Below are 24,295 nucleotides of genomic sequence, written 5' to 3' on the forward strand. Positions count from 1 at the left end.
ATAAATATTGGAAATTTGAAATATTGGTGGGATTAGATGAGTAAAGAAACCATTCTTATTGTTGATGATGAAAAAGAGATTAGAAATCTTATTGCCATTTATTTAAAAAATGAAGGCTTTGATGTACTAGAGGCATGCGATGGAGAGGAAGGTCTTAATCTTTTAAAGAAACATAAAGTACATTTAATTGTTCTAGATATTATGATGCCGAATGTAGATGGTATTGAGATGTGTATGAAAGTAAGGGAAGAAGCAGAGATGCCAATTATTATGCTGTCGGCAAAAACGCAGGATATGGATAAAATCGTTGGATTAACTTTAGGGGCGGATGACTATGTAACAAAGCCATTTAACCCTTTAGAGCTAATTGCTCGTATCAAATCTCAGCTTCGTAGATACATCAAAATGAATCGACTTGATACGATGAACGAAAACGAGATAGAAATTGGCGATATACGAATTAATACTGCAACGCATGAAGTAATCGTTAACAATGAAAAAGTTAAGCTTACGCCGAGGGAGTTTTCAGTACTTGAATTACTTGCAAGAAACCAAGGAATGGTCATGAGTGCTGAGCAAATTTATGAAAGGGTTTGGAAGGAAGAAGCTATACAGTCTGAAAATACGGTCATGGTACATATTCGTAAAATTCGAGAAAGAATTGAGACAAATCCAAGAAATCCTCAATATATTAAAACCGTATGGGGAGTAGGGTATAAAATTGAGAAAGATCATTAAGCCATTACTTTTCATAGTAAACAAACTTAAAATGCTCATTGTAACTGCTATAACAGAAGTTCGGCAAAGCATTAGAATTCAATTATTGACGACTTTTATTCTGTGTGCATTTTTAGGTTTACTTGGAGCAAAAGCCGGACTTTCAATTGCTTTGAATATCAACCAAACAGTTAAGATAGATTATAGTCAAGGGATGCAGGAAATAAATGATCAAGCACAACGTGTCGCAGATCTAGCTAGCAATGTTAATAATTTAGAAGCAATACAACAGATGATTGAATCAGAAAATTTTAAACTTGATATGAAACAGAGTGCATTAAAAGTAATCGTGACCGATGAGAACGGGAAGGTTTTATACAAAACAAAGCAAGTAGAAGAGGAACAAATTAATTTACATTATAAGATTCGGAATGTAATGGATTTTGCGATTAACCATCCACTCTATAATTATGAGATACCGGAAATCGAGCAATTGAGGCAAGAATACATTGCATTTTATCCTTTAATTATAGAAGATAAAAACTTATATTTGTTTGTCAGTGGTATTCCAGAGGGGATGGTTATCGCAAGTTCGAAAGAGGGCCTTATCCCATTGTTTAGTGCAATTATTGTATTTACCTTTTCATTCCTCTATATAACGAAACGAAAAATGAAACAAATTGAGGCGTTAGCGGAGGGGGTTATGGAAATCGCTAAAGGGAATTTAAACTATCGCATTAAGAAAAAAGGGCAGGATGAGATTGCTGTATTAACAGACAATGTAAATCATATGGCTGAAGCAATTATGACAAGTATTGAAATGGAGCGAAAAATTGAAAAACAAAAAAATGAATTAATCACCAATGTATCACACGACTTACGGACACCGCTTACCTCGATTATGGGTTATTTACGATTGTTAAGTGAAGAGAGGTATGACACAAAGGAGCAGTATGATGAGTATCTAAAGATTGCTTTTTCAAAATCTGAACAATTAAAAAATCTGATTGATGATTTATTTGAATATACGAAACTAACGAATGAAAGCATTGTTCTTGAGCAACAAAAAGTATGTATCAATGAACTTCTCGTTCAATTAATTGAGGAGTTAATCCCGCAGGCAGAGGAAAATCATCGTTCATTTATAAAAAATTTCTCAGAGGAACGCATCTTTGCTACGGTTGATTCGGAAAAAATTGTCAGGGTTTTTGATAATTTATTAGTAAATGCCATTAAATATAGTACTGGCGATGGTAAGATTTTTGTTTCCCTTGAAAGAAAGGAAAGTAATATTCATATCAGAGTTGCAAATGAAAGTGATGAATTTACATCCGAAGAACTCATGAACCTATTTGAGCGATTTTATAAAAAGGACCAATCTAGAACAAGCGTTGCAGAAGGTTCAGGGCTTGGACTTGCAATTGCTAAGAATATTATTGAACTGCACGGAGGCAAAATAGATGCAAAATATGCAGATAATATGTTGCAGTTTATTATTGTGTTACCGATTACAACTGCTGAATCGTGATGGTGTGATTGGTTAACGTATTGTTAGTAAGTTTCTCTTCGATAGTAGCTAAAATATTTATGTCTTTTATTAGTAGTTGAATTTCGGTCTGTTTGTACTGTCGTTGAAATTCATAAATATATTCGATTATTATTTTTAAGTTTACACTGTTTTTAATTTCAACCTCGACAAAAAACGGTAATGTCATTTGAGGATGTTGTGTACAGCCACCGCGACGAATCCAAATCGCTTCATTGACGTAATAACGAATAGGTAGTTGGCGATTACTTGCGATAAATATATCCATATAATACTCCTTTGTATAAACGTTTTAAATTAAGCCTAAAGGAAATTAGATAAATCGTCAAAAGATAGGCTATATGAAAATATGAGGAAAGCTTGTCAATCAAACGCCTCATTATAGTAAGAAATTTAAAAAGAATCGGCAATCAATTCTGCTATTGTTGCAGAAAATTAATTTGCCTAAAAAGTGGCTGGGACAAAACTGGCCAAAACCTAAAAAGCGCGAGAAAACAATTTAGAAAGTTGATTTCTCACGCTTTTTTGATGTTGAATTTTTAACCTTAAAATATACTTATGTCATAAGCGATGCAAATTATCAATGCAATCAGATAGTGTTTCATGAAGGTAGATGTCGATATTTTTCGAAAGTTGGTTGATAAATTAAAAAAGTTGGTCGATAAATCGAAAAAGTTAGTTGATAAACAATCAAAAGTTCTCGAGACAGTAAATCTCCGGATATATACTGTCATTAACATAGAAAAAGAGAAATCAAACAGCATCGATTTCTCTTTTTTCTGTAATATCAGCTAGTTATGTCCCAGTCTCTTCTTTTTAGAGAGACGGATAAAATTCCCCAAGTAACCGTTAGTGCCTACAAAGTGAAGGATAGAATCTTCAAATCGACGGATAGTCGTATGCATCAATCGTCTCTAAAAAATATTTTAGCGCAGGTGATTGTACTTCGTCATTACGATAAATAAACCAAGTTGGGATTTGAGTCTGCTTTATTGCTAGTATGTGCAGCGGCAGTTTAAAAATAAGACATACTTCCTTTATAGAAACAACTTACTTAACCATATCTAATTCCCTTTCTAAAACGCAATAGCAAGATAGCTACTTAGCAAGAAAATGCAGAAAATAGGGCAAGTCCATCTTAATATATAGGTATTCGATTTTTTTGTTGTACTTCGATGATTGTACAAAATTTATGAAATGTTAGCTATCAGGGCAAGTTTGTTGAAGCATTACTTTTCTAAATAAGCCCATACTACATGGGAATTATAATCTTTGATCTCTGGTAAAAAGAGGGGACATGTTGATGAAGAAAATAATGCTACTTACATTATTGTCACTCGTGGCAGTTAACGTTATTTCGATAGTTGTTCACGCTAACGAGGATCAGAAAAAAGACCTAATGAAAATCGTTAGGAGATTTATACCGGAGAACGCGTCTCTTATTAGTCCTGAAAATCCTTTCTCCACACAGTCAATTCAACTTTACGACTTTAACCACGATGGACAGAAAGAAATAATCTTTACTTATGAAATTAAAGCAAAGGATCAACCTACTCAGTTTGGATCAATAGTGCTAAAAAATGACAATACTGATTGGCGAAAAATTTGGGAAATAAAAAATCAAGGAGTAGATTTGGATTTTTCGGGTTTAGCAGATATTACTGGCGATGGCACAAAAGAATATTTATTCGGTGTGACAATTGGTGCAGCAATAGGAAGTGAACTTCAAGTTTTTCAATGGGTTGATAACACATTGAAAAAAATTGCTGATGTTCCTTATCATAAAATTGACTTTGTAAATGGAAAACAAAAAGTCGGAATAGCTGTTTGGCAAATGTATATTGGTGATAGTTATTTAGTCGATGTACTAAAATGGAATGGTGAAAAGTTGGTGTATGATGAAGAATTATATGCCAAATACTATCCAATCATCGAAAAGTTTTATAACGAAAAAATTTCAGAAATGGACGCCTGGTTTTATTGGTATTGCCTTGCAGATGCCCAAATCAAAGCAAATAAATTTGAAGAAGCATCTAAATCGATTCAAAAGGGAATTTCGTTAGTTAAAAAATCATCAATGCGAGAAGTAATCCAAGACTTTAATGATTTAACTGAAAGGCTGAAGAACAAGAGAAAATAAAAGAAAGCCCTACTATTATTTATGCAGTCGTATTTATGGGCATTGGCATTAGTGTCATGTAGAAGAAAAGCTAAAGTTTTGATAACACCTCTTTCTAAAAGTTAGCTATTTTAGTTTAGTTCAATTGACCTCTGCAAAGTTCGCATCGTAATGGTATCTTCAACTGTAAAAGTCATAAAAAATACTGCACCCCAACTGTTAGATATGTCTAACAATTGGGGTGCAGTTCATGAACGATTTACTTTTGATTTAGTGGATATCACGTTTTTTGAAGTTACCACCGCGTACTTCTGAAACATCAGAAATGACGACAAAAGCACTTTCATCGATACCTTTAATAATCGAAACAATCTTATTTTCTTCCATACGGTTAATAACACAGTTTAAAATTTCAGTTGGTTCATTTGAAAAACCACCACGACCCTTTGTATAAGTAACACCACGTCCTAAACGAGCTTGAATCGCATCTCCAATCTCCTCCGACTTCGCACTAACAACACGAACGTCTTTTGATTTTTCTAAACCATCTTGGATAATATCGATAACGTTTTTCGCAATATAGTACGTTAAAGCAGAATATAATGCGCTCTCCAATCCAAAAATAAAGCTTGCCCCTAAGAAAATAAAGGCATTAATAAATAATATAATATCCCCGACTGAAAATGGAATCTTACGTGATAGTAGCACGGCTAAAACCTCAGAGCCATCTAAAGCACCACCGTTACGTAAGACAATCCCGATCCCGACACCAAGTAACATACCACCAGCTAAAACAATTAATAAGGGATCCTCTGGACCTAAAATTGTTTTTACATCGTGTAAAAGGACTGTGGAAATAGATAAAGCTGCTATCCCAGCAGTACTCATAAATGCAAAAGTTTTACCTACTTGTTTGTAGCCAATAAAAATAAACGGAATATTTAATACAAAGAGCAGCACGCCTAACGGAATACCAAAGAGGTGTGCGCCCATAATACTAATCCCCGTCACACCACCATCAATGACATCGTTCGGTATTAATACTGCCTCTAATCCATAGGCTGCGATAACAGCTCCAATGATAATCAAAATAAATTTTCGTGTATTTTCAATTAATTTTCTTTTTTTCATCCATCTTCTCCATTTCTGTATGTGAATTAATACTTAAGGTTTTGGAATAATATTTACAGCAATTGTTTTTGTCTCAGTCTCTTCAGTTGAGTCGGCCATATTATAGTATTTAGTTACTAGATCGTTTAATTCATTTTCAAAGTTCATAAATTGATCATTCGTTAACGTCAAGTCAAGTAATGAAAATGTTGCAAAATCTTCTGTGCTTTCTTTTTCATCAAGTGAATTTAAATAATTTTGATATTGAGATAATAGAGCTAATTGATAGTAGGAAACATAATTTAATTTTTGTTTAATCGTTAGTTGTGTCCAATCCTCCTTACTCAGTTTTGCTGCTCCTTCATTTAATGCATAAAATTTCTCTGTAACAGAACGTACTTTTCGCTCTTTTACAATTTTTATAATGTTTTCATCTACTAAAATTTGGATATGTCGATATAAAGTAGCTTGAGGTACATCCTTAATGACAGAGATCATCTCCAAAGTGCTTAAGCCTTCTTCTTTATTCAGAGCTTGTAAAATTTTCATTCTCACAGGGTGCATTAAGACCTCTGCTTTATTACGCATAAAACGATCCTCCTTTCCGAAAAATGAGATGGTATCAAGAGTAGTAATCAAATGTTATCAATGTGATAACATTCTCAAATTAATAATATATATTTTTTTTGAAGATGTACAGTAAAAAGGTAATGAAATTTTTATCACATTCTGTTATCATTATCGATAATGATAACGAACGGAGGTTTTAGGAATGAAATTACACTATGGTTTTGATGAATTAAGCCAACTTGATTGGGCAAGTATACTGCCAATCATTTTACCTTTTGTATTAGTAGGGTTTGTTCTAATCATTGTTGCTTTATTCGATTTATACCGGCACCGAGAAAAGAGAGAAAACATACTTATGTGGGCAATTATTATTTTATTCTTTAATACGATTGGTTCTGTTCTATACTTCGTTATTGGTAGAAAGGATGTAAATAAACGTGCGCTTAGAGATTGAAAATATTACGAAAAAGTTTAAACAAAAAACAGCTGTGAATGATTTCTCAATGATTATTGATGCTAATGAGTGTGTCGGCTTAATTGGACCAAATGGAGCGGGGAAGTCTACGTTAATTCAAATCATTGCCGACGTTTTGTATGCGGATGAAGGGGAAATTCTTCTTGATGGTCAAAAGATTTCATCTATGAAGCATCGAATTGGTTATTTACCTCAGTATCCTAATTTTTTCTCGTGGATGACAGCATTTGAAACATTGTCCTTTATGGGGACGCTTTCTGGCCTATCAAAAATTGAATTACAGAAAGAAATTCCATTGCTTTTAGAAAAGGTGGGCTTAGGGAAAGAAGCACATATCCATGTAGGGGCATTTTCTGGTGGTATGAAGCAACGCCTTGGCATCGCGCAAGCATTATTGCATAAGCCTACTTTAATGATTATGGATGAACCGGTATCAGCACTAGATCCAATTGGGAGAAGAGAAGTATTAAATCTCTTAAAAGAGATAAAAAAAGAAACGACCATTTTATTATCAACGCATATATTGAGCGATGCACAAGAAATTTGTGAGCGCTTTGTGATGATTAAAAATGGTCACAAAATAGAGGATGCTACAAAATCAGAGTTGCTTAAGCGCCATCAGGAATCAGCTATCTTTTTAATGATTCCAAAGGCAGATTTTCAATGGTTAACAATGATAGAACGCTTACCATATGTGAAGAAAATCGAAAGCTGTGGAGATGGCTTCAAAATACACGTTGAAAATTTGGAAATAGATGCTAATCGACTAATACAGCACGGACTGGATTCAAAAGTGATGTTTACTAAATTTGAAGTGGGTATTCAAGACAATCTTGAAGAAATATTTTTAGAATTGGTGGTGTGAGTGAATGAATGCTTTTATCACATTAAGTAAAAAAGAAATAAGTCAGATGACAAGAGAATATAAAATAATTTGGCTCCCGATTGTCTTTATCTTACTAGGGCTAACTCAGCCGATTATGATGTATTATTTACCAGTTATTTTACAATCAGTTGGTGGGGTTGAAGGTATAATAATTGATCCTACCATGGCAAAGCCTGAGGGAGGGGAGGTACTTGCCTCAACATTAAATTCACAATTTGACCAACTAGGCATTATTATTCTGGTCGTTGCCACGATGAGTATTATTCAAGGGGAAAAAGCAAATGGTATGATGGCATTTATCCTAACAAGGCCAGTATCTATTTCATCCTATTTGAATAGTAAAATCATTATTCATTATATATTGGCTGTTATATCCATAGTTCTTGGCTATACAATGTCCTACGGCTATTCAGCGTACTTATTTACAACTGTTCCTCTTACACAAGCTTTGTGGGCTTTAGTATTCTATTGTGTTTGGCTATTATTCATCATAACGTTTGTGGCGATGATGAGTACATTTTTTAATAGTCCTGCCTTTATTGCATTAATAAGTATCGTTGTCCTATTAATCTGTCGTTTTATCGCTGGACTACATCCATTCATAGACGTTGTGAATCCTGCTAGTAATAGTTTGTATGCAACAAATATTCTAATGACAGGTGAGATGGGGAACTGGTATGGCATTAATATTGTAGTAACACTGCTATTGGTTTTATTGATGATCATGACCATGCAAAGTTTCATTGCGAAAAAGAAATTTTAAATGAAATGAGGTCTTTCAATGTTTCTCCATGGATTACAGCCGTACATTAATTTACAAAAAAGTTTGATGGAAAGTATGAAAGGATACGTAAACAATTGAATGTAAAAATAGATTCAAGGAGTAAAATTTCTTTTTATCAACAATTAGCCCAGCAATTACTTGTTGAAATAGCGATAGGAAATTTGCAAAATGGTGACCAATTACCCTCAATTCGTGATTTAGCAGCCGAAACGAACCTCAATCTTCACACCGTTCATAAAAGCTACAAAGAGCTTCAAAAGAAGAGGATAATCGCAATAAAACCTCAATCAAAAACATTTGTTGTTATTGAAAAGTCTGCTAAAGCAAAGGGTGTTAACCTTCAACAAATTTCTATGAAGGTCGAACAAATAATGTGTGAAGCTTTTGTTTTAGGTATTAGCGAACATCAACTACAGCAGATGTTTCATGACAATATGCGAAAATATTATATTGAGCGTTAGAAGAGAAAGAGATGACTTTGCAAAGTACAGAAGTCATCTCTTGTTATATATAGTTCATTAAATTCATCCGTAGTCATTCAAAATAGACCTCGTCATAAAAGGTACAATCGTATAAATCATAATGCTAAATCAAAAACACCGCAACAATGGTTGTAATTACGAGACCAATCAATACTGGTAATAAATTACGTCTTGCAAGTTCAAATGGGCTAACATTACAAATCGCAGCCGCTGGAATTAACGCCCAGGGAATTAACGTGCCACCTCCAACCCAAATTGCTGTAATTTGCCCAAGTGCTGTTAAAGTGGCAGTACCTCCACCAATAGCATTGCCAAATAAACTACCGATGGAGCCAGTTAAGGAAATGCCTGAGAAACCAGAGCCGTCTAATCCTGTAATGGCGCCAACGACTGTTAAAGTAATGACAGCAATTTCCTTTGTTAATGGTACGACAGAAGCTAGACCAACGCCGAGATCGTTGACGATACCATGTGAAGCGGCTGGTAAGTAGTCTCCGATAATTTGTGTGAATCCTGAGTCCCCTAGATAGAAGAAGGCCGCAATTGGAATAACGGGTCCAAACACTTTAAATCCGAACTGGAATCCTTGAATTAAATAGCTTGTTGTCATCTCAAGCCCTTGGTTTTTATGAGCTACAACGCAAAGTAACAATAGTATAAAGACGGATGTTCCACCTATTAAAGCTGTGGCATCCCCACCTTGTAATTTTAAGATGGACATGGCAATGACATCGAGGACAAAGGCAATTGGAATTAGAACTGCGAAAAAGCGTTTTTGTCCAAGTGTCAGCAAATTTTCGGTAGTTACTTGTTCAGCTTCTTTTCCTATATCGTTTGTAGCATTTAAATACAGTGATCCACGTTTCATATCGCGTCGTAATAAAATATAGGCGACTAACGTTGTGACAACGCCCATTGTAATAACAAGAGGGATACTGGCTGTTACTACCTCACCAACCGGAATACCAGCTGCATCAGCAGTTAGCTTCGGAGCCCCCTGTATAACAAAATCACTCGATAGAGCAATTCCATGACCAAATAAATTCATCGCCATCGCCACACCAAGTGCCGGCAATCCTGCTCGTAAAGCAACAGGCAAGAGAACAGCCCCTAAAAGTGCCACAGCGGGTGATGGCCAGAAAAACCAAGAAATAATCATCATTAACAGACCAATCGTCCAATACGCTAATGCAGGAGTTTTAATGATTTTAGTGAAAGGAGCAATCATCACCTCATTAATCCCCGAGGTCATCAATACTCGACTCATAGCAACAATTATAGAAATAATAAGAATGGTCGACAAAAGCTCTGAAATGGCATAAATAAAGCTGTTAAAAACACCACTAATGGACGAAGTTAAATCGCCAGTAGCTACGATGGCTAGTATGAAGATGCCGATAATACATATGAGGGTGGTATCGCGACGTTTAACCATAAATCCGATGATGAGCACAATAAAAACAACGTAAATCCAATGGAGAGCTGTGAATTCAATCCCCATACATTTCCCCCTCAAAATTCGATCTGATTCTATAGAATATGAAGGGGAAAAAAGTTGGTGATGGTTTCGGGAAATTTTGAGACAAATAGAATTGTAATATGAATTGATGATTGAAAAAGTATAAAGATTAAAAAATTTATAATAAAGGGAGGGGGATTAACAGACGGTTCAGTTGAGGAAGGAAATGGTATAATTAAAAAATGTATATGATAAATCAGGTGTGTTTATTAACCATTTTTATACATTCGAAGAGGCTGATTTCCGCTACGGGTTACTCGCTTTGTTGCTGCCGCTTCGCTTTCGCACAGATAAAACATTTTGTTGCTGCCGCTTCGCTTTCGCACAGATAAAACATTTTGTTGCTGCCGCTTCGCTTTCGCACAGATAAAACATTTTGTTGCTGCCGCTTCGCTTTCGCACAGATAAAACATTTTGTTGCTGCCGCTTCGCTTTCGCACAGAGCAAGGCTTCCTGCGGGCGGGCGTCGAGCCGCTTCCTCCGCTACGCTCCGTGCAGGGTCTCGTCTGTCTCGCTTTCCCGCGGGAGTCGAGTAGCCCTATGCTACAATCAGTTGAAATGGAAATATATCGGCGAAATAGTAATAAAAAAATCCTTTTATCGCTCAATAATAAATCCATCTTTTTCCTAATTAACACACCTGATGATAAATAATTCAATTAAAAATACATATAATGGGTAATTTTCTGTGAAAAATCAATTGATCAAACGGAGACATCATCTCTACATTATTTAGTAGGCGAGAAATTAAAAATGGGACATTAATCGGAATTGTAATAGAAGATAGTAGCTTGGAGTTTAGATATAGCCAAATAAATACAAAAAAGAATTGAAAATGTTGACTTCTTTGAAACTGCAAGTGCAGTTCAATCTATAACCTCCAGGCATAATTTGGAAATGATTAGTTTTAGGAATAATGGCATACACACCGAAGATGGGGGAATAAAAGTATGGAAGCAATAATAGATCAGAGGAAATGGCATTGGTTGGACTATTTTCTATTTCTCATGCGTACGATATGGATTACTTCTAATGGCTATTCAATATATGTTAGTACGATTGGTTCTGAAAAGTGGGTTTTACTTTTATGGGCTAGTTGTTCTTATTTAATACCCTATCTATTTTATCGGCCTAGACTTATTAAATTCCAATACTATTTAATTGCAGAGGTGTTGTTAACGGGTTCTTTGTTTATTTACTTATCGAGTCAGTATGAAATATCAGTGACCTACAGTTTTTTACTCGTGCCAATCCTTACTATTGCATATGCTTGTCAAGTTAAGCCATTAGTTTGGTTAGGACCTTTCGTATTAATTGGTACATGGGCTGGCAGTCTCTTCATTAATATGGATTTCTTTGGACTCTTTATTGACACAACTATTTTTTATGGTATTGGGTTATGTTTAGGAAGGATGACCATTGTTAATAACGCTAATAAAGAGTTAATTGCGTCTATTGAGGAAAAAAATAAGGATTTGGAATATTACTCAAAAAAGATTGAGGAATTGACGATTAAGGAAGAACGAAATAGAGTTTCACAAGATTTGCATGATACAGTAGGCCATATTTTCACATCAGTCATAACAAGTTTAGATGCCCTTCCTTTTCTATATCAGGCAGATAAAAAAGAAGCAGAAAAAAGTATAAAAGAGATTTCAGATTTAGCACGAAATGGATTGAATGATATAAGAAAAACAATTCACCATATGTCGCCAACGAGTCATCGAACGCTTGTTGAATCGGTGAAAGAACTGATTGATGATTTTATGAAACATACAGCAACAGATATAAAACTAAATGTCGAAGGGGAAGCGACCGAAGTTAGTGAAAGAGTAATGTTTGCTATTATTCGTTGTATACAAGAAGGGCTTACAAATGCCAAAAGACATGGTCAGGCAACTTTTATTAAAGTAAATATTTCGTTTAAACAAGAGGAATTAGTTGTTCTTATTGAAGATAATGGAAATGGTTGTAATGAATTGAATTTAGGATTTGGATTACGCTCGATGAAAGATCGAATATCGGCATTAGCGGGGACAGTTAACTTTTATTCAAAATTGAATAATGGTATGAAGATAACGTGTAATATACCTATGGCAAAGGAAGTTTAATGATAATGATTAAAGCAGCGATAGTTGAAGATCAAGAGATTTTAAGAAAAAGTTTAAAAATTGTGATTGAAAGTATTTCTGACATTGAGATTGTTGGAACTGCGGAAAATGGAGAAAAGGCAATTGCTTTATGCGAAAGGGAAAATCTTGATATTCTATTAATGGATATTCAAATGCCAGTGATGGATGGTGTAAAGGCGACAGAGGAAATTAAAAAACGTTGGCCCAATATAAAAGTGATAATACTTACTACTTTTCAAGATGTTACTCACGTTTTAAATGCTTTAAATGTTGGTGCAGAGGGTTATATATTAAAGGCTGTTGATCCAGAATTTTTAATTCAGGGAATTAAAATGGTGTATCACGGAGGTTCCCTCATTCCTCAACAATTAGCTAAAGAGGTGTTTGGTCAGATACAAATAAATAATAACGCACACTCGGAACAAGTTGACCATAACTCTATGAATCATCCATATGATTTAAATAATCAAGAATTAAAAGTTTTAAAATATTTAACTCAAGGATTATCCAATAAAGACATTTCAGAAAAGATGTTTCTTTCAATTGGAACTGTGAAAAACTATATTTCTACCATTTATTCGAAATTAAACGTAAGAAATAGATCTTCAGCTATTATTAAAGCAATGGAAGAGAGTCTTATAGAGGATAAGAAGCATTGAAATAAAAGAGTGTAGATAAAGTTTAATCGACTTTGTCTACGCTCTTTTTATATTATCAGAATTTATATCATTAGACTTGGTTTTTGCTATTAAAGAAGGTATCAAAAATTTTCAAGCCATTTATTTTTAACGAAGTAATATGTATTAGTCAAAGGTCATAATTTTTCGTTTTATTTATAAATATTAATGACTTATTAATGACTCACTGGCACTACAATACATTACCTTTCATTTGTAAAGTATTAGTAAGGGAAAAATGCATGCTCAAGTCCATCTTAGTTAGCAAACCGTTAAATAAGAGCATGTATTGATTCATAAATTTAGTTTACATTTAACAGAAAGGAATTAGTAGATTAGATGAAAAATATCAAGATGTTAATAAAATGTATTGGAGTAATTATTATATTAATACTGTTATTAGTACTTTTTCGTCCCACATGGACTTCTAATATAAAAGGTGATAACAGTATTAGTGTCTTAGAACAAGTTAAGATCAATGGTGCAAAACAGCAAATCATGATTAGAGGTCGTGATAAAAATAACCCGGTCATTATTTATGTACACGGGGGACCGGGGAGTTCCGAAATTCCTTATGTCGCTAAGTTCCAAGACTTATTAGAAAAAGATTTTACTGTCGTTCATTACGATCAAAGAGGAAGTGGTAAATCGTATCATTTTAATGAGGATTATTCTAAATTAACGGCAGATGTACTTGTAGAAGATTTATTAGAACTTACGGATAATATTTCGAAACGATTTGGCAAAGAGAAAGTAATCTTAATAGGTCATTCTTACGGTACATACCTAGCAACTAAGGCTGCTTATAAAGCTCCAGAAAAATATGAAGCCTATATTGGAATTGGTCAGTTGAGTAATATGCAAGAAAGTGAAATAGATAATTTGAATAATACAATAAGCGAAGCGAAAAAAGCCAGAAATACAGAAGATGTGAAGTACTTAGAGGGGATCGCTGAAAAAATATATAATGGAGAGGGAGTGACTCCTAGAGATTATGTAGGGAAGTACGGCGGCGCTACAAGACTTATTAATATGCCGGATGGTAATATACTAGGGATGCTTTTAAGTCGTGAATATAATGTGTTAGATTTAATTCGCTATAATTATGGACTTGCTGAGACACAAGAGCAACTTCTAAAAGAAGTTTTTGACAAGCCACTACCTAAGATAGCCACAAAACTTGATTTACCATTTTATTTTGTAATGGGTAAATACGACGCTATGACTTCTTCAAATTCAGCTGAAAATTATTTTAATTTAATTGAAGCGGATAAAAAAGAGTTTATTTCTTTTGAGAAATCAGCTCATTATCCACAATTTGAAGAGAAGGAAAAATTTTATAGATGGATGTGCGACACATTTAAATAGGGTAGGGGAGTTATTCCTAAGCCTTTTTGGAGGTTTTCAAGAAAGAAAGGTTATGAATATAGCATTTATTTCTTGTATTTTCGAAAAGATTCCTTTGTTGGTGTTCGGTACCTAGAAAGTGCGTGTCTAAAGAACTTATTAAAATTTTTTTCAATCAATTAAGCCTCGGCATAATTGCGTCCAGAATCGGCATTGGGCCAACGTGATGTTGGTCACTCAGTCGTTGCCACAGGACGTGGCGTTCTTAGACTGAGTTCCTCTATTTCAGCGGATGTATGAACACCCGCTGGAAAGAGGCTTAAACCGCATTCATCTCACCACCTATAGAGATGGAGATTTCTGCAATGGAAACCTGAATAGCTAACTGCTTCTATGGAGAAAAAATCAGACCACAGTAATTAACAATGTTCTTTAAAATTACCATTTTATGAGGAACAGGTAGAGTGATTTATATCAATAAATCTGATACGACCTGAACAATCAGCAAGAAAAAAATGATTGGTAATAAAATTTGAATCCACTTTGTTTGGATATAAGGGATGATCTTTAAACCTAAGAACGAGCCAACAATAGAGCCAATTGAAACAGGAATGGCGATTCCCCAATTAACAATGCCAGTAAAGTAGTAAAAGAGAAAGGCGCCTATACAACTTGAAAACGTAATAATTCTTGTTAACTCAACTGCTTTTATATAGGTATATTGCTTTTTAAGATGATATGTTACATTCATTAGAGCTGAGCCAGGTCCAAAACCACCATCATATATTGAAATTGCAAACGGAATGAGTTTATTAATTGGTTGTTCCTCTGTTTCTTTTAGATCCTTTACCATAAATTTATTACTGCGAAGAACAATGAAAAATGCGAAAATTAAGAATACGCAAGCTACAATATTCATGACTTGTTCCGATAATCGAGTGGCTAAAAATGCGCCAAATACGCCTCCTAAACTAGCAATCATCATTAAAGATGTGAATTTTTTTAACGATAAATGTCCTTTAATTATAAACGATACGACATTTGATAGAGCTGAAATACCTGTCGCAAATTTATTAACAGCTACGGTTGAATGAATCGGAATGCCAATAAGTAACATAGCGGGTAACAAAATAAAGCCTGCAGCGCCGAAAAGAACACCAATGACTGCTGCGAGTAAGCCAATTGTAAATAAAATAAATCCATTTACTGATAACCATTCATGTAGTAAAATTTCCATCAAATCACCTCTACACTTAAATTACTGCTAAACCATACATAAAACAAATATATAATAATTGCTTATTCATAAATTCAATTTATCTTTCATCAGTGGGTGTTAGAACACCCAGTGATGAAAGATAAAGCCTCCGGCGGATGTCACGGATTTTGAAAGGAATGAATTGTGTGGGCACAATTCAAAATCCGGACGCAATTACGCCAAGGCGAAATTGATTGATAGAAAGGTGTGGATGAAATGAATTTGCATGCATTAAGGATTTTTACGAATGTAGCAAAGCTTGGAGGAATTACTGCAGCAGCGAATAAAATGCTGCTTAGTCAACCAGCAGTCACAATTCAAATACGGAAATTAGAGAGCGAAATAGGGGCAAAATTGATTGAAGGAAAAGGACGTGGCATTCAATTAACGCCTGAGGGGAAGTTTTTGTATGAGCAGGGAATGCGTTTATTTTATTTAGAAGCACAAATTGATGAAAAGCTCGGTAAATTTTTAGCGAAGGAAGAGAAAATACATATTGCTTCTTCCTATATACCAATAAACTATATACTCCCATCTTTTATTGCAGCGTATAAGCTTGCTAATCCTCACATTGAATTTTTTGTGTCGCTAGGCAATGTAAAATCTGTGGAAGAGCAAGTTCTTAATTATGAAGTAGATTTTGGTTTTGTCGTGCAAAATAAAATGGGTCACCCTGATTTACAGTTTGAAAAAATAGTAGAGATCCCGTTTTGGTTTGTTGTTCATCCATCACATTCTTTAGCAAATCAAACTGTCCCAATTTACGAATTATCGAAGGAGGACTTTATTTATCGGGAACGTGGTAGCTCGACACTCGATTTATTGGAGTCGTTTTTTTACACTTATAACGGTCCATTGCCTAAATTAGGACTTCAAATGCAGGGCTTACATGAATCGATTAAAGTAGTGGAAGCAGGGTACGGTTTGACCTTAGCACCATCCTATAGTGTTACCGAAAGTATAACAAATGGGAAGCTAGCCCGGGTCTATGTTGAACAGGCAGATATTCAGCAAAGTTTATTTATATGTACACGCAAATCAGATTTAGAAGAACATCCATTTATTCTGTATTTAAAAGAGCATTTAAACGCTATAAAATAACCAATCTAAAAGTAATAAAACCAATATCGGGAACGAGCATTAAACGTGCTTATTCTCGATTTTTATATGTAGCAAGGCCTTTGTATACTGTATCAAAATTCATTATCATTAAATCACACAGAAATAGGGTATTGCTTTGCAGCTATTTCTTTGTTCGCTTTTAAAAACACGTTATCTCTTGTTAGATTGACAGTCGTAACATACTAAGAGGACGATCAATCTAAATAGTTTTTTTCATCAACATTATTTTTATTAAGTAGCCAGAAAAGCTTACTTAGTTTGCGTTCGATCATTAGATTATATTTTCTAGCTACTATGTTTTTTAAAATAGAATGGTATAAAAATACTTATTTTATGTATGTTGATATGTAATAGTTGAGTTATAGATTGAATAGTTTTATTATTCAGTTTATAAGGGTGTTTTTTACAGAGGGGGATATTGATGGTATTGCATGTAGGAGAAAAAATTACATTTGAACGTAAGTTTACAAAAGAGGATGTTGAATTATTTACGAGAGTATCAAAAGATGAAGGGGTTCATCATATCACGCCAGATGAACAAGGACGATTTGTCGTACAAGGACTTTTAACAGCGACGCTCCCAACGAAAGTTGGAGGTGACTATAACGTACTAGCGCGTAAAATGAATTACGAATTTTTACGTCCAGTTTTTAGTGATGATACAATTCGTTGTGATGTAATAATTGAACAGTATGAACCGGATGGAAAAAATCGTACGGCAATTACTACAACATTTACGTGTACTAATCAACTTGAAAAAGAAGTGTTAAAAGGAAGTTTTTCAGGTATTATTCTATAACATTTAACTTATTTCAGTAGAAGTATTTGATAGGGGGAGTTTACCATATGAAAACTGCAGAAATTCTATTTTTTGAGCGTCCATTTCCGAGTGCTAATAGTATTGTTATTAAAGATAATCAATCATTTTTAATTGATACCGGATTTGGTAGTGATATAGTTCGAACTGAGAAACTTTTAACCGAAGTAGGGATATTACCACAACAGTTAAATGGCATTATAAACACTCACTATCATAGCGATCACGTTGGTGGAAATCATTATTTTCAGCGACAATATAACCTACCGATTGCGGCACATCTTTGGGAGGGAGAAATGGTTAATCGTTGTGATTTCGAAACTTGTAGTGCCCACTATTTAGATCAACCAGTGGAACAATATGTTGTGCAACAGTTACTTGTAGATGAACAAGAGATTAATACGGGTAATAGTGCTTTACAAGTTTTACATACACCAGGACATACATTAGGACATATATCTTTATACGAGCCAAAACAGCAGATTTTAATTTGTGGTGATTTATTTCATTACAATGATGTTGGATGGTTAAATATTTTTCGAGAAGGTACAAACAGTTTAGGACGTTCTTATGAAAGTCTAGAGCGACTCGCTAAACTTTCGATAAAAAAAGCATATCCTGGTCATGGTCGTGCCATCGACGACCCATTAATAATGATTGACAAAGCAAGAGAACGCATTGAAAAATGGATGGAATCACCAGAAAAAATGGCTTGGCATGCATGTAAACGAATTTTTTCCTTTACACTAATGTTGAAAAATGGATTAACGAAGCGAAATATTACGCCTTATTTACTCAGCTGTGGGTGGTTTTACGATTTTGCTGTTCATTCTTTTCACACAGAGCCAAAGGAATTCGTACAACCATTTATTGATGAAATGATTCGCTCAAAAGCTGCGATATGGGAACAAGGCAAATTAATGGCGTCAGCACCATATGAAGCGCCAGATCCACAATGGATAGAAAACGATTGGAAACCAAATAATTGGACAAGATAAAGGTACAATTTTGAGCTATAATGTTTTAAAAAATAGATGTAATAATCCAAAGAGATGAACTCGAAAGGGAGTTTACTTTGTGAATATTACATCTTTTTTAATTTCCTGTTTTATAATTACGGTTACCCTCAGCCAAATCAATATTGTTATGTTATTAATCTCTAAATTTCAAATGATTCCTACTATGCTGTTTATAATTGAGTACTTGGTCAGCAGCTAGAGAAGCGGTTTAGTTGATAAATTTGAAACTATTTATAATTTACAGTCGTATAAAAATATGGAGCTTCTTTAAGGGGAGTCACCCAGTCGGAACGGAAATCAACCACACGTTATGGTGGTGACCTAAAATATGGTAGTTATTTTTGGGTATTTGAAAATGGCGAAATCGAAGAAATACAAATATTTATATGAGGGAAGTGTGTTATGCAATTTGAAGGTGCAATGTTAGAATATCGTTTGCAAAAAGAGAAAGACAAGTTTGAACCAATCTATTATTATACTAATATTGATTTACCACAAATTTTAACTAGAAGAGAATGTGAATTTTTTATTAAAGAAGGTAAGACGTATCAACAACTGTCTTCTGCTATTGAGGATGAGTTATTTGTAATTTATGTAAAATTACACGAAGAAACACCAATTGATATTAAAGAACCCTTATATGAAGGGATTAAACTTGAATTTCGTGAATTAAATGCCTATAAAAATCATCCGCTTATCACATTTGAATATATGACGAATCATCTAGATATTTTAAGCGTTATCGGAAGCATATATACATATATCGATGGTAAGGAATGGGAGCGTGATTCAGCTGAAATTGATGAAGACCGAGGCGTGTATGTTTTATATGTTAAGCCAACAGGATTTACGCTTGTAACATAGGGAGGGTATTTTTAGAATGAAGAAGACAAAGAAAATGATGACAGGGGCATTAGCAGCTGCGGCTTTAGTAACGCTCTCTGCTTGTGGGGACGAAAGGGGATATGAAGCGCCAACTGGAACGGATTGCGATGATTGGGAATGGGATAAAGAGACGGGTACGTATTATTGCGATGATAGTCATTCAACACATGCCGGGGGTTACTATTATGGTGGGAAATATTATACATCAAAAAATTCGTTACAAAAAAGTGCTGATTACAAAAGTTATGCATCGAATTACAAATCAGGAATAGGTAGTGGTTCAAAAGGCGGTTTTGGAGGGTAAAGATGAACCAATTTCGTGAGAATCGACAACAGTTTTTTAGCCAGATAAAGGATTTTTGGCATGACATATATGGTATGGAATATGCTCTATTTGATATTAAGAGAGAAAGTGCTGAAACGATTAATAAAATTCGACAAGCAACCGAACAGATTGGCCATATTTTTTATAAGTCGGCTACTTTGTTGCGTATGGTAGATGATGAGACACTTTTGCGTCTTGGATTTCCCACTGAAACGCACTCTTTCATCCGTTTGCAAACACTGCCAGTAGAAAGTGTCATCGCTCGTTTAGATTTAGTAGTGACAGAGGAACAAGTGAAATTGCTTGAAATAAACGCAGATACACCTACATTTATCAAAGAAACTTTTTTTGTGAATGGAAAAGTGTGTGAACAGTTTGGGATGGAAAATCCAAACGATGGATACGAAGATCAGTTAAAACAAGCCATTTTGAAAGCTGTAACGTCGTCGCTTCGTTCTAGCGGAAGAGATGGAGCTAACAATATCGTTTTCGCAGCACACTCTGATCATGAAGAAGATAAACTGACAACAATGTATTTAAAGGAACTCTCTGGATTAAAAAGTCAGTATATGGACTTTAATCACTTACAACTTGTAGATGAGCCAATTTTAGAAAATGAAGAGGTTGTCCTACCACAAGGTCTTTATAATAGAAAAGGAGAAAAAATCGATGTTTTATATCGACAGACGTATCCAATTGAACATTTAATATATGATGAAGATCCGATGACAAAAGAAAAAGTAGGTCAATCGTTAATGAAGCTAGTGGAACAACAGGACTTAGCTATTATGAATCCTCCTTCTGCTTTTTTACTACAATCCAAGGCAATAATGGCGCTAATTTGGGGGCTACATGAGGAACAGCATACTTTTTATACACGTGAAGAACATAACGCGATACATAAATATTTTTTACCAACTTATCTAGATCCAGATATGTTTTTACAACAAGGGCAAAGTTTTGTGAAAAAGCCTGCATTTGGCCGCGAAGGAGACACTGTCGAGATTTTTTCCACTACAGGTAAAAAAATTGCGGAAGATATTCATAAAACATATAAAGATGAACTTCCTGTGTATCAACAGTTTATAGAGTTACCACAAACTATAATTCAAACAGAACAAGGTCCCAAACGAGCGCATTATATGTATGGTTGCTTTTATATTAATGGTAAGGCAAGTGCAATTGGCATTCGCGCTGGAGGACAAATTACAGATAACGGATCTTATTTTTTACCAATAGGTTATTAGAAAATTTATAAGAATGTAAGAGCTTGGATCAAACTGAAGTTAGCTTAAAAGGAGTGTGTAAAGGAATGGGATTTTTCTCATTAGATAGTTTTTTAAATTTTTTATTGTATATAGGAACCGGGTTTATTCTCATTTTTATTGGTATTGTTGCATTTGCTTTTACAACAAAATTTTCAGAGTGGAACTTAATTAAAGAAGGCAATTTGGCGGTTGCATTAAAGCTATGGGGAAAAGTGATTGGGTTAGGCATCACATTATATACAGTATGGTCTTCAAGTGTTCATATACTAGATGCTATTATTTGGGGGTTAATCGGAATTGCTACACAAGTAGTTGTATATTTGATTATTGAATACGTGTTAACACCAAAAACAAGCTTGGAGAAAAAAGTGGAAGAAGGAAATACTGCAGTAGGCTTCAGCTTATTTGCAGTGGGCATTACGGTAGGATTAATTATAGCAGGAAGTTTGTCGTATTAATCAATTTCGCCTTGGCGTAATTGCGTCCGGATTTTGAATTGTGCTCGCACAATTCATTCCTTTTAAAATCCGTGACATCCGCGGGAAGCTTTATCTTCATTCAGTAGGTGTTTGGACACACTGAAAAGGAACAACATCCGCATTCATCTCGCCACCTTCAGAGGTTGGAGCCTTTCGCTGAATGAAGATAATATGTATTTGATAAAAGAGAGCATGTTTTTTATGAATGAAAAAACATGCTCTCTTTTTATTTGATCTGTACATGGAAAAGTCTCTAAAATAACAGATGTTTTATATCATAATTCTTTGAGCTATATTATTTTCTTAATGGACAGTTCTTACAATATGGAATATCAGCTTTTGTATTTACTTGATAGTATCGGCAACACGTTTTTCGAACGGGTACTTCACTCCATGTTTCCTTTCGTTGAAAAAAAGTTTGAAAAGGATTTTGTTCAATACCTAACCAATTAGTTTCAGAAGATGTAAATTCATTAAAATGTTCATTTAATTCATTTAAAGTATATAATTCTTCATTTTTACGAAGAGTTGCAAGTAGCCTTACAGCTAGATTTTCCCATAAGATCTTCAAGGAAATTTTACATTCCTTACTGATAATACCGATAATTGGTGTTAAATGTTGAGCAAAAATGCGATTTTTCCAACAATCGTCAAAAAGATCTGTAGGATTTTCTTCAATTATCAAATTAAATGATGTTACATCAAATCGTGCTGTAGACCACCAATCCATTCTTTTCTTTTGCAGTCCATAATAATCAAGGCTCGATGCTGCTACTAAAATTGCATAACGTTTTAAAAATAAAGAACCCGCTACAGATAAGGAAGAAGTATTTAAATAATTTCCATACTGTTTAATGATCGGTAGTAAAGTATCCTTATTCAATAATTGATGTAAAGGAATACCTTGAGGTGAAGGTTGTTTTTCCACGCCATAAGGCTCTAAATTCACTTTATATACCTCCCTATTCCTTTCGGGATACATAATGGAGTTTTAAAAAAGGATCCACTAATTTTGCTACTTCCATCCCAAATTCTTTTTGAACCATTTCTGCTAACAATATCAACAATTGTTCGTTGTTCAGAGCAATTTAATTCAAACAAATAATTTAACACTTCAAATTGATGAGTGATATCCAAATAAATAATAGGTTTAACTAATAAAGGCTGTATCTCCACATGCTGATAAAATGCATAGCGCTGCAAATATTAAGAGGAATAAAAGTAAATACTTTTTATTCGTCTCGTCTATTTCTTTTAATTAAGAATGATTTTCATTATCAATGAAATTGTAGTATAAATAATAGACAAAAACAAGAAAAAATATGCTTTTACTTTGATTACAATTTTTAAAAATACGTTGATATTTAGCATGTCTTGTCTTGTATCAGCTTAATTAGATTTAGATATGATGGAGCGCATTGAACACATTTTTTATTTTTGATATAGTGTTTGGAAAACTAGAGAAAGGGGAGTGCAGATTATAAAAGGGATTTTAGACTTAAAACAATTAAGAGATTTATCAAATGAACAGTGTGAAATTATTTTAGATGTGGCTCAAAACCTTCAAACAATTGCTGACCTTTCTCAAGCAGATATATTTATTAATTGTCTTTTGGAAGAAAAGAACGCATCTTTAGTTGTGGCAGAAGCAAAGCCTTCTACTACATCATCCTTGTATAAAAAAAGTATGTTAGGGCAAATAGCATTTGAAGAATTGGAGCCTGATGTTTTATTTAGTTTAAAAACTGGGAAACCAATTTTTGGATCAAGAGGGATTACGGAAGAGCGCGGGATAATGCAACAAGACATTGTTCCTATAAAAGACCTGTGTGGGAAGACCATTGCCGTATTAATTAAAGAAAGGGATATCTCACAGGTAGTACAGAATGAAAAAAATATAGAGCAATTTATGGAAGCGACCAATAGTGAAGACAAGCAACGTGTATTTCAAACGATTGTCGTGCAGGAAATCCATCATCGCGTTAAAAATAATTTACAAGTTATTTCTGGGTTACTGCGTTTACAAATGCAACGTTCTCACTCGATGGAAGTAGCAGAGGTATTTCACGACAGTATAGCTCGTATATCAAGTATGGCTTTAGTTCATGATTATTTGGCTCAGCGTGGAATTGAGGATGCAGATATTAAACTTTTAGTACAACAAATTTCTACTTTGCTAGTCTCCTCGTCTATTATTCCAGGCCAACATATTGCTGTATCTGTCGAGGGGGAATCTGTCTCCTGTCCTTCAGATCAAGCGACAGCCGTTGCATTAATTGTCAATGAGTTAGTTCAAAATAGCATTAAGCATGCTTTTTCTTCAAAGAATTACGGGAGAATTGATATAAATATGAGACGACGAAAACAAATGGTTACGATTACAGTAATAGATGATGGATGTGGAATTGGTGATTCTTTTTCATTAGACGATATATCATCTTTAGGATTACATCTTGTTAATATGTTAGTTGAAGAGAGCTTGAAAGGGGTTTTTTCACTCCATCTGACTGACAAAGGGACAAAAGTTTCAATAACTTTTCCAATCGAGAAAAACCCTATAGAAATGTAATTATACAAAATTTCGAGGAGGCTGGAGTTCTTGTTCCAAGAAAAGCCTAACTAATGGATTTGTTTTTCCAAAAAAGGAAACGCTCTTTACAAAATCTTTGCTCGTAGTGTAGAATGAACTAAAATAATATCTGAGGCAAAGGCGCCTTTCACGCCTGAAGAGAATTTCTTCAGGGCTATGTGAAAGCGC

Annotated in this window: 25 protein-coding genes and 1 pseudogene; 18 read left to right on the forward strand and 8 right to left on the reverse strand. The window is 34.4% G+C overall.

Features of this window, described 5'->3' with window-relative positions; translation table 11 throughout:
• Nucleotides 1-36: 36 nt before the first annotated feature.
• Both QUF91_RS08040 and QUF91_RS08045 read left to right on the forward strand, forming a co-directional pair.
• The gene (locus tag QUF91_RS08040; protein ID WP_289417413.1) at nucleotides 37-738 is read left to right on the forward strand and encodes a response regulator transcription factor; all 702 of its coding nucleotides are present in this window, start codon (nucleotides 37-39) and stop codon (nucleotides 736-738) included.
• The gene (locus QUF91_RS08045; RefSeq protein WP_481817477.1) at nucleotides 722-2,245 is read left to right on the forward strand and encodes a sensor histidine kinase; all 1,524 of its coding nucleotides are present in this window, start codon (nucleotides 722-724) and stop codon (nucleotides 2,243-2,245) included. Before QUF91_RS08040 ends, QUF91_RS08045 begins: the two co-directional genes overlap by 17 nt.
• Here QUF91_RS08045 and QUF91_RS08050 read toward each other — a convergent pair.
• Nucleotides 2,226-2,531: a hypothetical protein gene (locus QUF91_RS08050; RefSeq protein ID WP_285398721.1), complete on the reverse strand. Its 306-nt coding sequence runs from the start codon at nucleotides 2,529-2,531 to the stop codon at nucleotides 2,226-2,228. The genes QUF91_RS08045 and QUF91_RS08050 overlap by 20 nt on opposite strands.
• Before the next feature lie 1,035 nt (nucleotides 2,532-3,566).
• On the opposite strand from QUF91_RS08050, the gene QUF91_RS08055 reads away from it, so the two are divergent.
• Nucleotides 3,567-4,403, forward strand: a complete 837-nt coding sequence (locus QUF91_RS08055) for a hypothetical protein (protein WP_285398722.1) — start codon at nucleotides 3,567-3,569, stop codon at nucleotides 4,401-4,403.
• Nucleotides 4,404-4,652: 249 nt separating this feature from the next.
• Here the strand turns inward: QUF91_RS08055 and QUF91_RS08060 are convergent, their stop codons facing one another.
• Both QUF91_RS08060 and QUF91_RS08065 read right to left on the reverse strand, forming a co-directional pair.
• Nucleotides 4,653-5,513 carry a YitT family protein gene (locus QUF91_RS08060; RefSeq protein ID WP_289417416.1) on the reverse strand — a complete coding sequence of 287 codons (861 nt, stop codon included), beginning with the start codon at nucleotides 5,511-5,513 and terminating at the stop codon, nucleotides 4,653-4,655.
• 33 nt (nucleotides 5,514-5,546) lie between these two features.
• Nucleotides 5,547-6,080 carry a transcriptional regulator gene (locus QUF91_RS08065; RefSeq protein ID WP_285398725.1) on the reverse strand — a complete coding sequence of 178 codons (534 nt, stop codon included), beginning with the start codon at nucleotides 6,078-6,080 and terminating at the stop codon, nucleotides 5,547-5,549.
• Between the two features lie 184 nt (nucleotides 6,081-6,264).
• On the opposite strand from QUF91_RS08065, the gene QUF91_RS08070 reads away from it, so the two are divergent.
• The 4 genes from QUF91_RS08070 to QUF91_RS08085 all read left to right on the forward strand — a co-directional run bounded on the left by QUF91_RS08070 (nucleotide 6,265) and on the right by QUF91_RS08085 (nucleotide 8,668).
• Entirely contained in the window at nucleotides 6,265-6,516 is a 252-nt protein-coding gene (locus QUF91_RS08070) for a PLD nuclease N-terminal domain-containing protein (RefSeq protein WP_285398727.1), read from the forward strand.
• Nucleotides 6,500-7,402 (forward strand): ABC transporter ATP-binding protein, encoded by a 903-nt coding sequence (locus QUF91_RS08075; protein WP_289417420.1) that lies wholly within the window; start codon nucleotides 6,500-6,502, stop codon nucleotides 7,400-7,402. Before QUF91_RS08070 ends, QUF91_RS08075 begins: the two co-directional genes overlap by 17 nt.
• 4 nt (nucleotides 7,403-7,406) lie before the next feature.
• The gene (locus tag QUF91_RS08080; RefSeq protein ID WP_289417422.1) at nucleotides 7,407-8,186 is read left to right on the forward strand and encodes an ABC transporter permease; all 780 of its coding nucleotides are present in this window, start codon (nucleotides 7,407-7,409) and stop codon (nucleotides 8,184-8,186) included.
• A 95-nt stretch (nucleotides 8,187-8,281) separates the two neighbouring features.
• On the forward strand, nucleotides 8,282-8,668 hold the full coding sequence (locus tag QUF91_RS08085; RefSeq protein WP_289417424.1) for a GntR family transcriptional regulator: 387 nt from the start codon (nucleotides 8,282-8,284) through the stop codon (nucleotides 8,666-8,668).
• Between the two features lie 124 nt (nucleotides 8,669-8,792).
• Here QUF91_RS08085 and QUF91_RS08090 read toward each other — a convergent pair whose 3' ends face one another.
• Both QUF91_RS08090 and QUF91_RS08095 read right to left on the reverse strand, forming a co-directional pair.
• Entirely contained in the window at nucleotides 8,793-10,190 is a 1,398-nt protein-coding gene (locus QUF91_RS08090; protein ID WP_289417426.1) for a hypothetical protein, read from the reverse strand.
• A gap of 227 nt (nucleotides 10,191-10,417) precedes the next feature.
• Nucleotides 10,418-10,648, reverse strand: a complete 231-nt coding sequence (locus QUF91_RS08095; protein WP_289417428.1) for a hypothetical protein — start codon at nucleotides 10,646-10,648, stop codon at nucleotides 10,418-10,420.
• Nucleotides 10,649-11,158: 510 nt separating this feature from the next.
• Between QUF91_RS08095 and QUF91_RS08100 the strand changes: the two genes are divergently transcribed.
• From QUF91_RS08100 to QUF91_RS08110, 3 genes are all read left to right on the forward strand, one after another.
• On the forward strand, nucleotides 11,159-12,319 hold the full coding sequence (locus QUF91_RS08100; protein WP_289417429.1) for a sensor histidine kinase: 1,161 nt from the start codon (nucleotides 11,159-11,161) through the stop codon (nucleotides 12,317-12,319).
• 5 nt (nucleotides 12,320-12,324) lie between these two features.
• Entirely contained in the window at nucleotides 12,325-12,999 is a 675-nt protein-coding gene (locus QUF91_RS08105; RefSeq protein WP_289417430.1) for a response regulator transcription factor, read from the forward strand.
• 357 nt (nucleotides 13,000-13,356) lie between these two features.
• Entirely contained in the window at nucleotides 13,357-14,385 is a 1,029-nt protein-coding gene (locus QUF91_RS08110) for an alpha/beta hydrolase (protein ID WP_289417432.1), read from the forward strand.
• A gap of 448 nt (nucleotides 14,386-14,833) precedes the next feature.
• Here the strand turns inward: QUF91_RS08110 and QUF91_RS08115 are convergent, their stop codons facing one another.
• Complete coding sequence (locus tag QUF91_RS08115; RefSeq protein ID WP_289417434.1) at nucleotides 14,834-15,601, reverse strand: sulfite exporter TauE/SafE family protein; 768 nt, start codon at nucleotides 15,599-15,601, stop codon at nucleotides 14,834-14,836.
• Nucleotides 15,602-15,838: 237 nt separating this feature from the next.
• Here QUF91_RS08115 and QUF91_RS08120 point away from each other — a divergent pair, with 237 nt between their 5' ends.
• The 7 genes from QUF91_RS08120 (at nucleotide 15,839) to QUF91_RS08150 (ending at nucleotide 21,516) form a co-directional block, all read left to right on the forward strand.
• Nucleotides 15,839-16,723, forward strand: coding sequence for a LysR family transcriptional regulator (locus QUF91_RS08120; RefSeq protein ID WP_289417436.1), 885 nt, complete (start codon nucleotides 15,839-15,841; stop codon nucleotides 16,721-16,723).
• Between the two features lie 442 nt (nucleotides 16,724-17,165).
• Entirely contained in the window at nucleotides 17,166-17,543 is a 378-nt protein-coding gene (locus QUF91_RS08125) for a hotdog family protein (RefSeq protein WP_285394740.1), read from the forward strand.
• Between the two features lie 47 nt (nucleotides 17,544-17,590).
• Entirely contained in the window at nucleotides 17,591-18,559 is a 969-nt protein-coding gene (locus tag QUF91_RS08130; RefSeq protein ID WP_289417438.1) for an MBL fold metallo-hydrolase, read from the forward strand.
• Nucleotides 18,560-18,982: 423 nt separating this feature from the next.
• Nucleotides 18,983-19,444 (forward strand): hypothetical protein, encoded by a 462-nt coding sequence (locus tag QUF91_RS08135; RefSeq protein ID WP_289417440.1) that lies wholly within the window; start codon nucleotides 18,983-18,985, stop codon nucleotides 19,442-19,444.
• A 16-nt stretch (nucleotides 19,445-19,460) separates the two neighbouring features.
• Complete coding sequence (locus QUF91_RS08140) at nucleotides 19,461-19,769, forward strand: hypothetical protein (RefSeq protein ID WP_285394738.1); 309 nt, start codon at nucleotides 19,461-19,463, stop codon at nucleotides 19,767-19,769.
• Nucleotides 19,770-19,771: 2 nt separating this feature from the next.
• Nucleotides 19,772-21,037 carry a glutathionylspermidine synthase family protein gene (locus QUF91_RS08145; RefSeq protein WP_289417442.1) on the forward strand — a complete coding sequence of 422 codons (1,266 nt, stop codon included), beginning with the start codon at nucleotides 19,772-19,774 and terminating at the stop codon, nucleotides 21,035-21,037.
• 65 nt (nucleotides 21,038-21,102) lie between these two features.
• A complete protein-coding gene (locus tag QUF91_RS08150; RefSeq protein WP_289417444.1) occupies nucleotides 21,103-21,516 on the forward strand; it encodes a DUF350 domain-containing protein in 414 nt (137 codons plus the stop codon).
• A gap of 316 nt (nucleotides 21,517-21,832) precedes the next feature.
• Here QUF91_RS08150 and QUF91_RS08155 read toward each other — a convergent pair whose 3' ends face one another.
• Nucleotides 21,833-22,486, reverse strand: a complete 654-nt coding sequence (locus QUF91_RS08155) for a (2Fe-2S)-binding protein (RefSeq protein WP_289417446.1) — start codon at nucleotides 22,484-22,486, stop codon at nucleotides 21,833-21,835.
• A gap of 119 nt (nucleotides 22,487-22,605) precedes the next feature.
• Nucleotides 22,606-22,698 (reverse strand): annotated as a pseudogene (locus QUF91_RS28280) (cobalamin/Fe(3+)-siderophore ABC transporter ATP-binding protein); the annotation flags it as partial.
• A gap of 310 nt (nucleotides 22,699-23,008) precedes the next feature.
• Between QUF91_RS28280 and QUF91_RS08160 the strand changes: the two are divergent.
• The gene (locus tag QUF91_RS08160; RefSeq protein ID WP_289417449.1) at nucleotides 23,009-24,106 is read left to right on the forward strand and encodes a sensor histidine kinase; all 1,098 of its coding nucleotides are present in this window, start codon (nucleotides 23,009-23,011) and stop codon (nucleotides 24,104-24,106) included.
• The last annotated feature ends 189 nt before the right edge of the window (nucleotides 24,107-24,295 follow it).

Source organism: Lysinibacillus sp. G4S2 (genome assembly GCF_030348505.1).
Classification (GTDB): domain Bacteria; phylum Bacillota; class Bacilli; order Bacillales_A; family Planococcaceae; genus Lysinibacillus.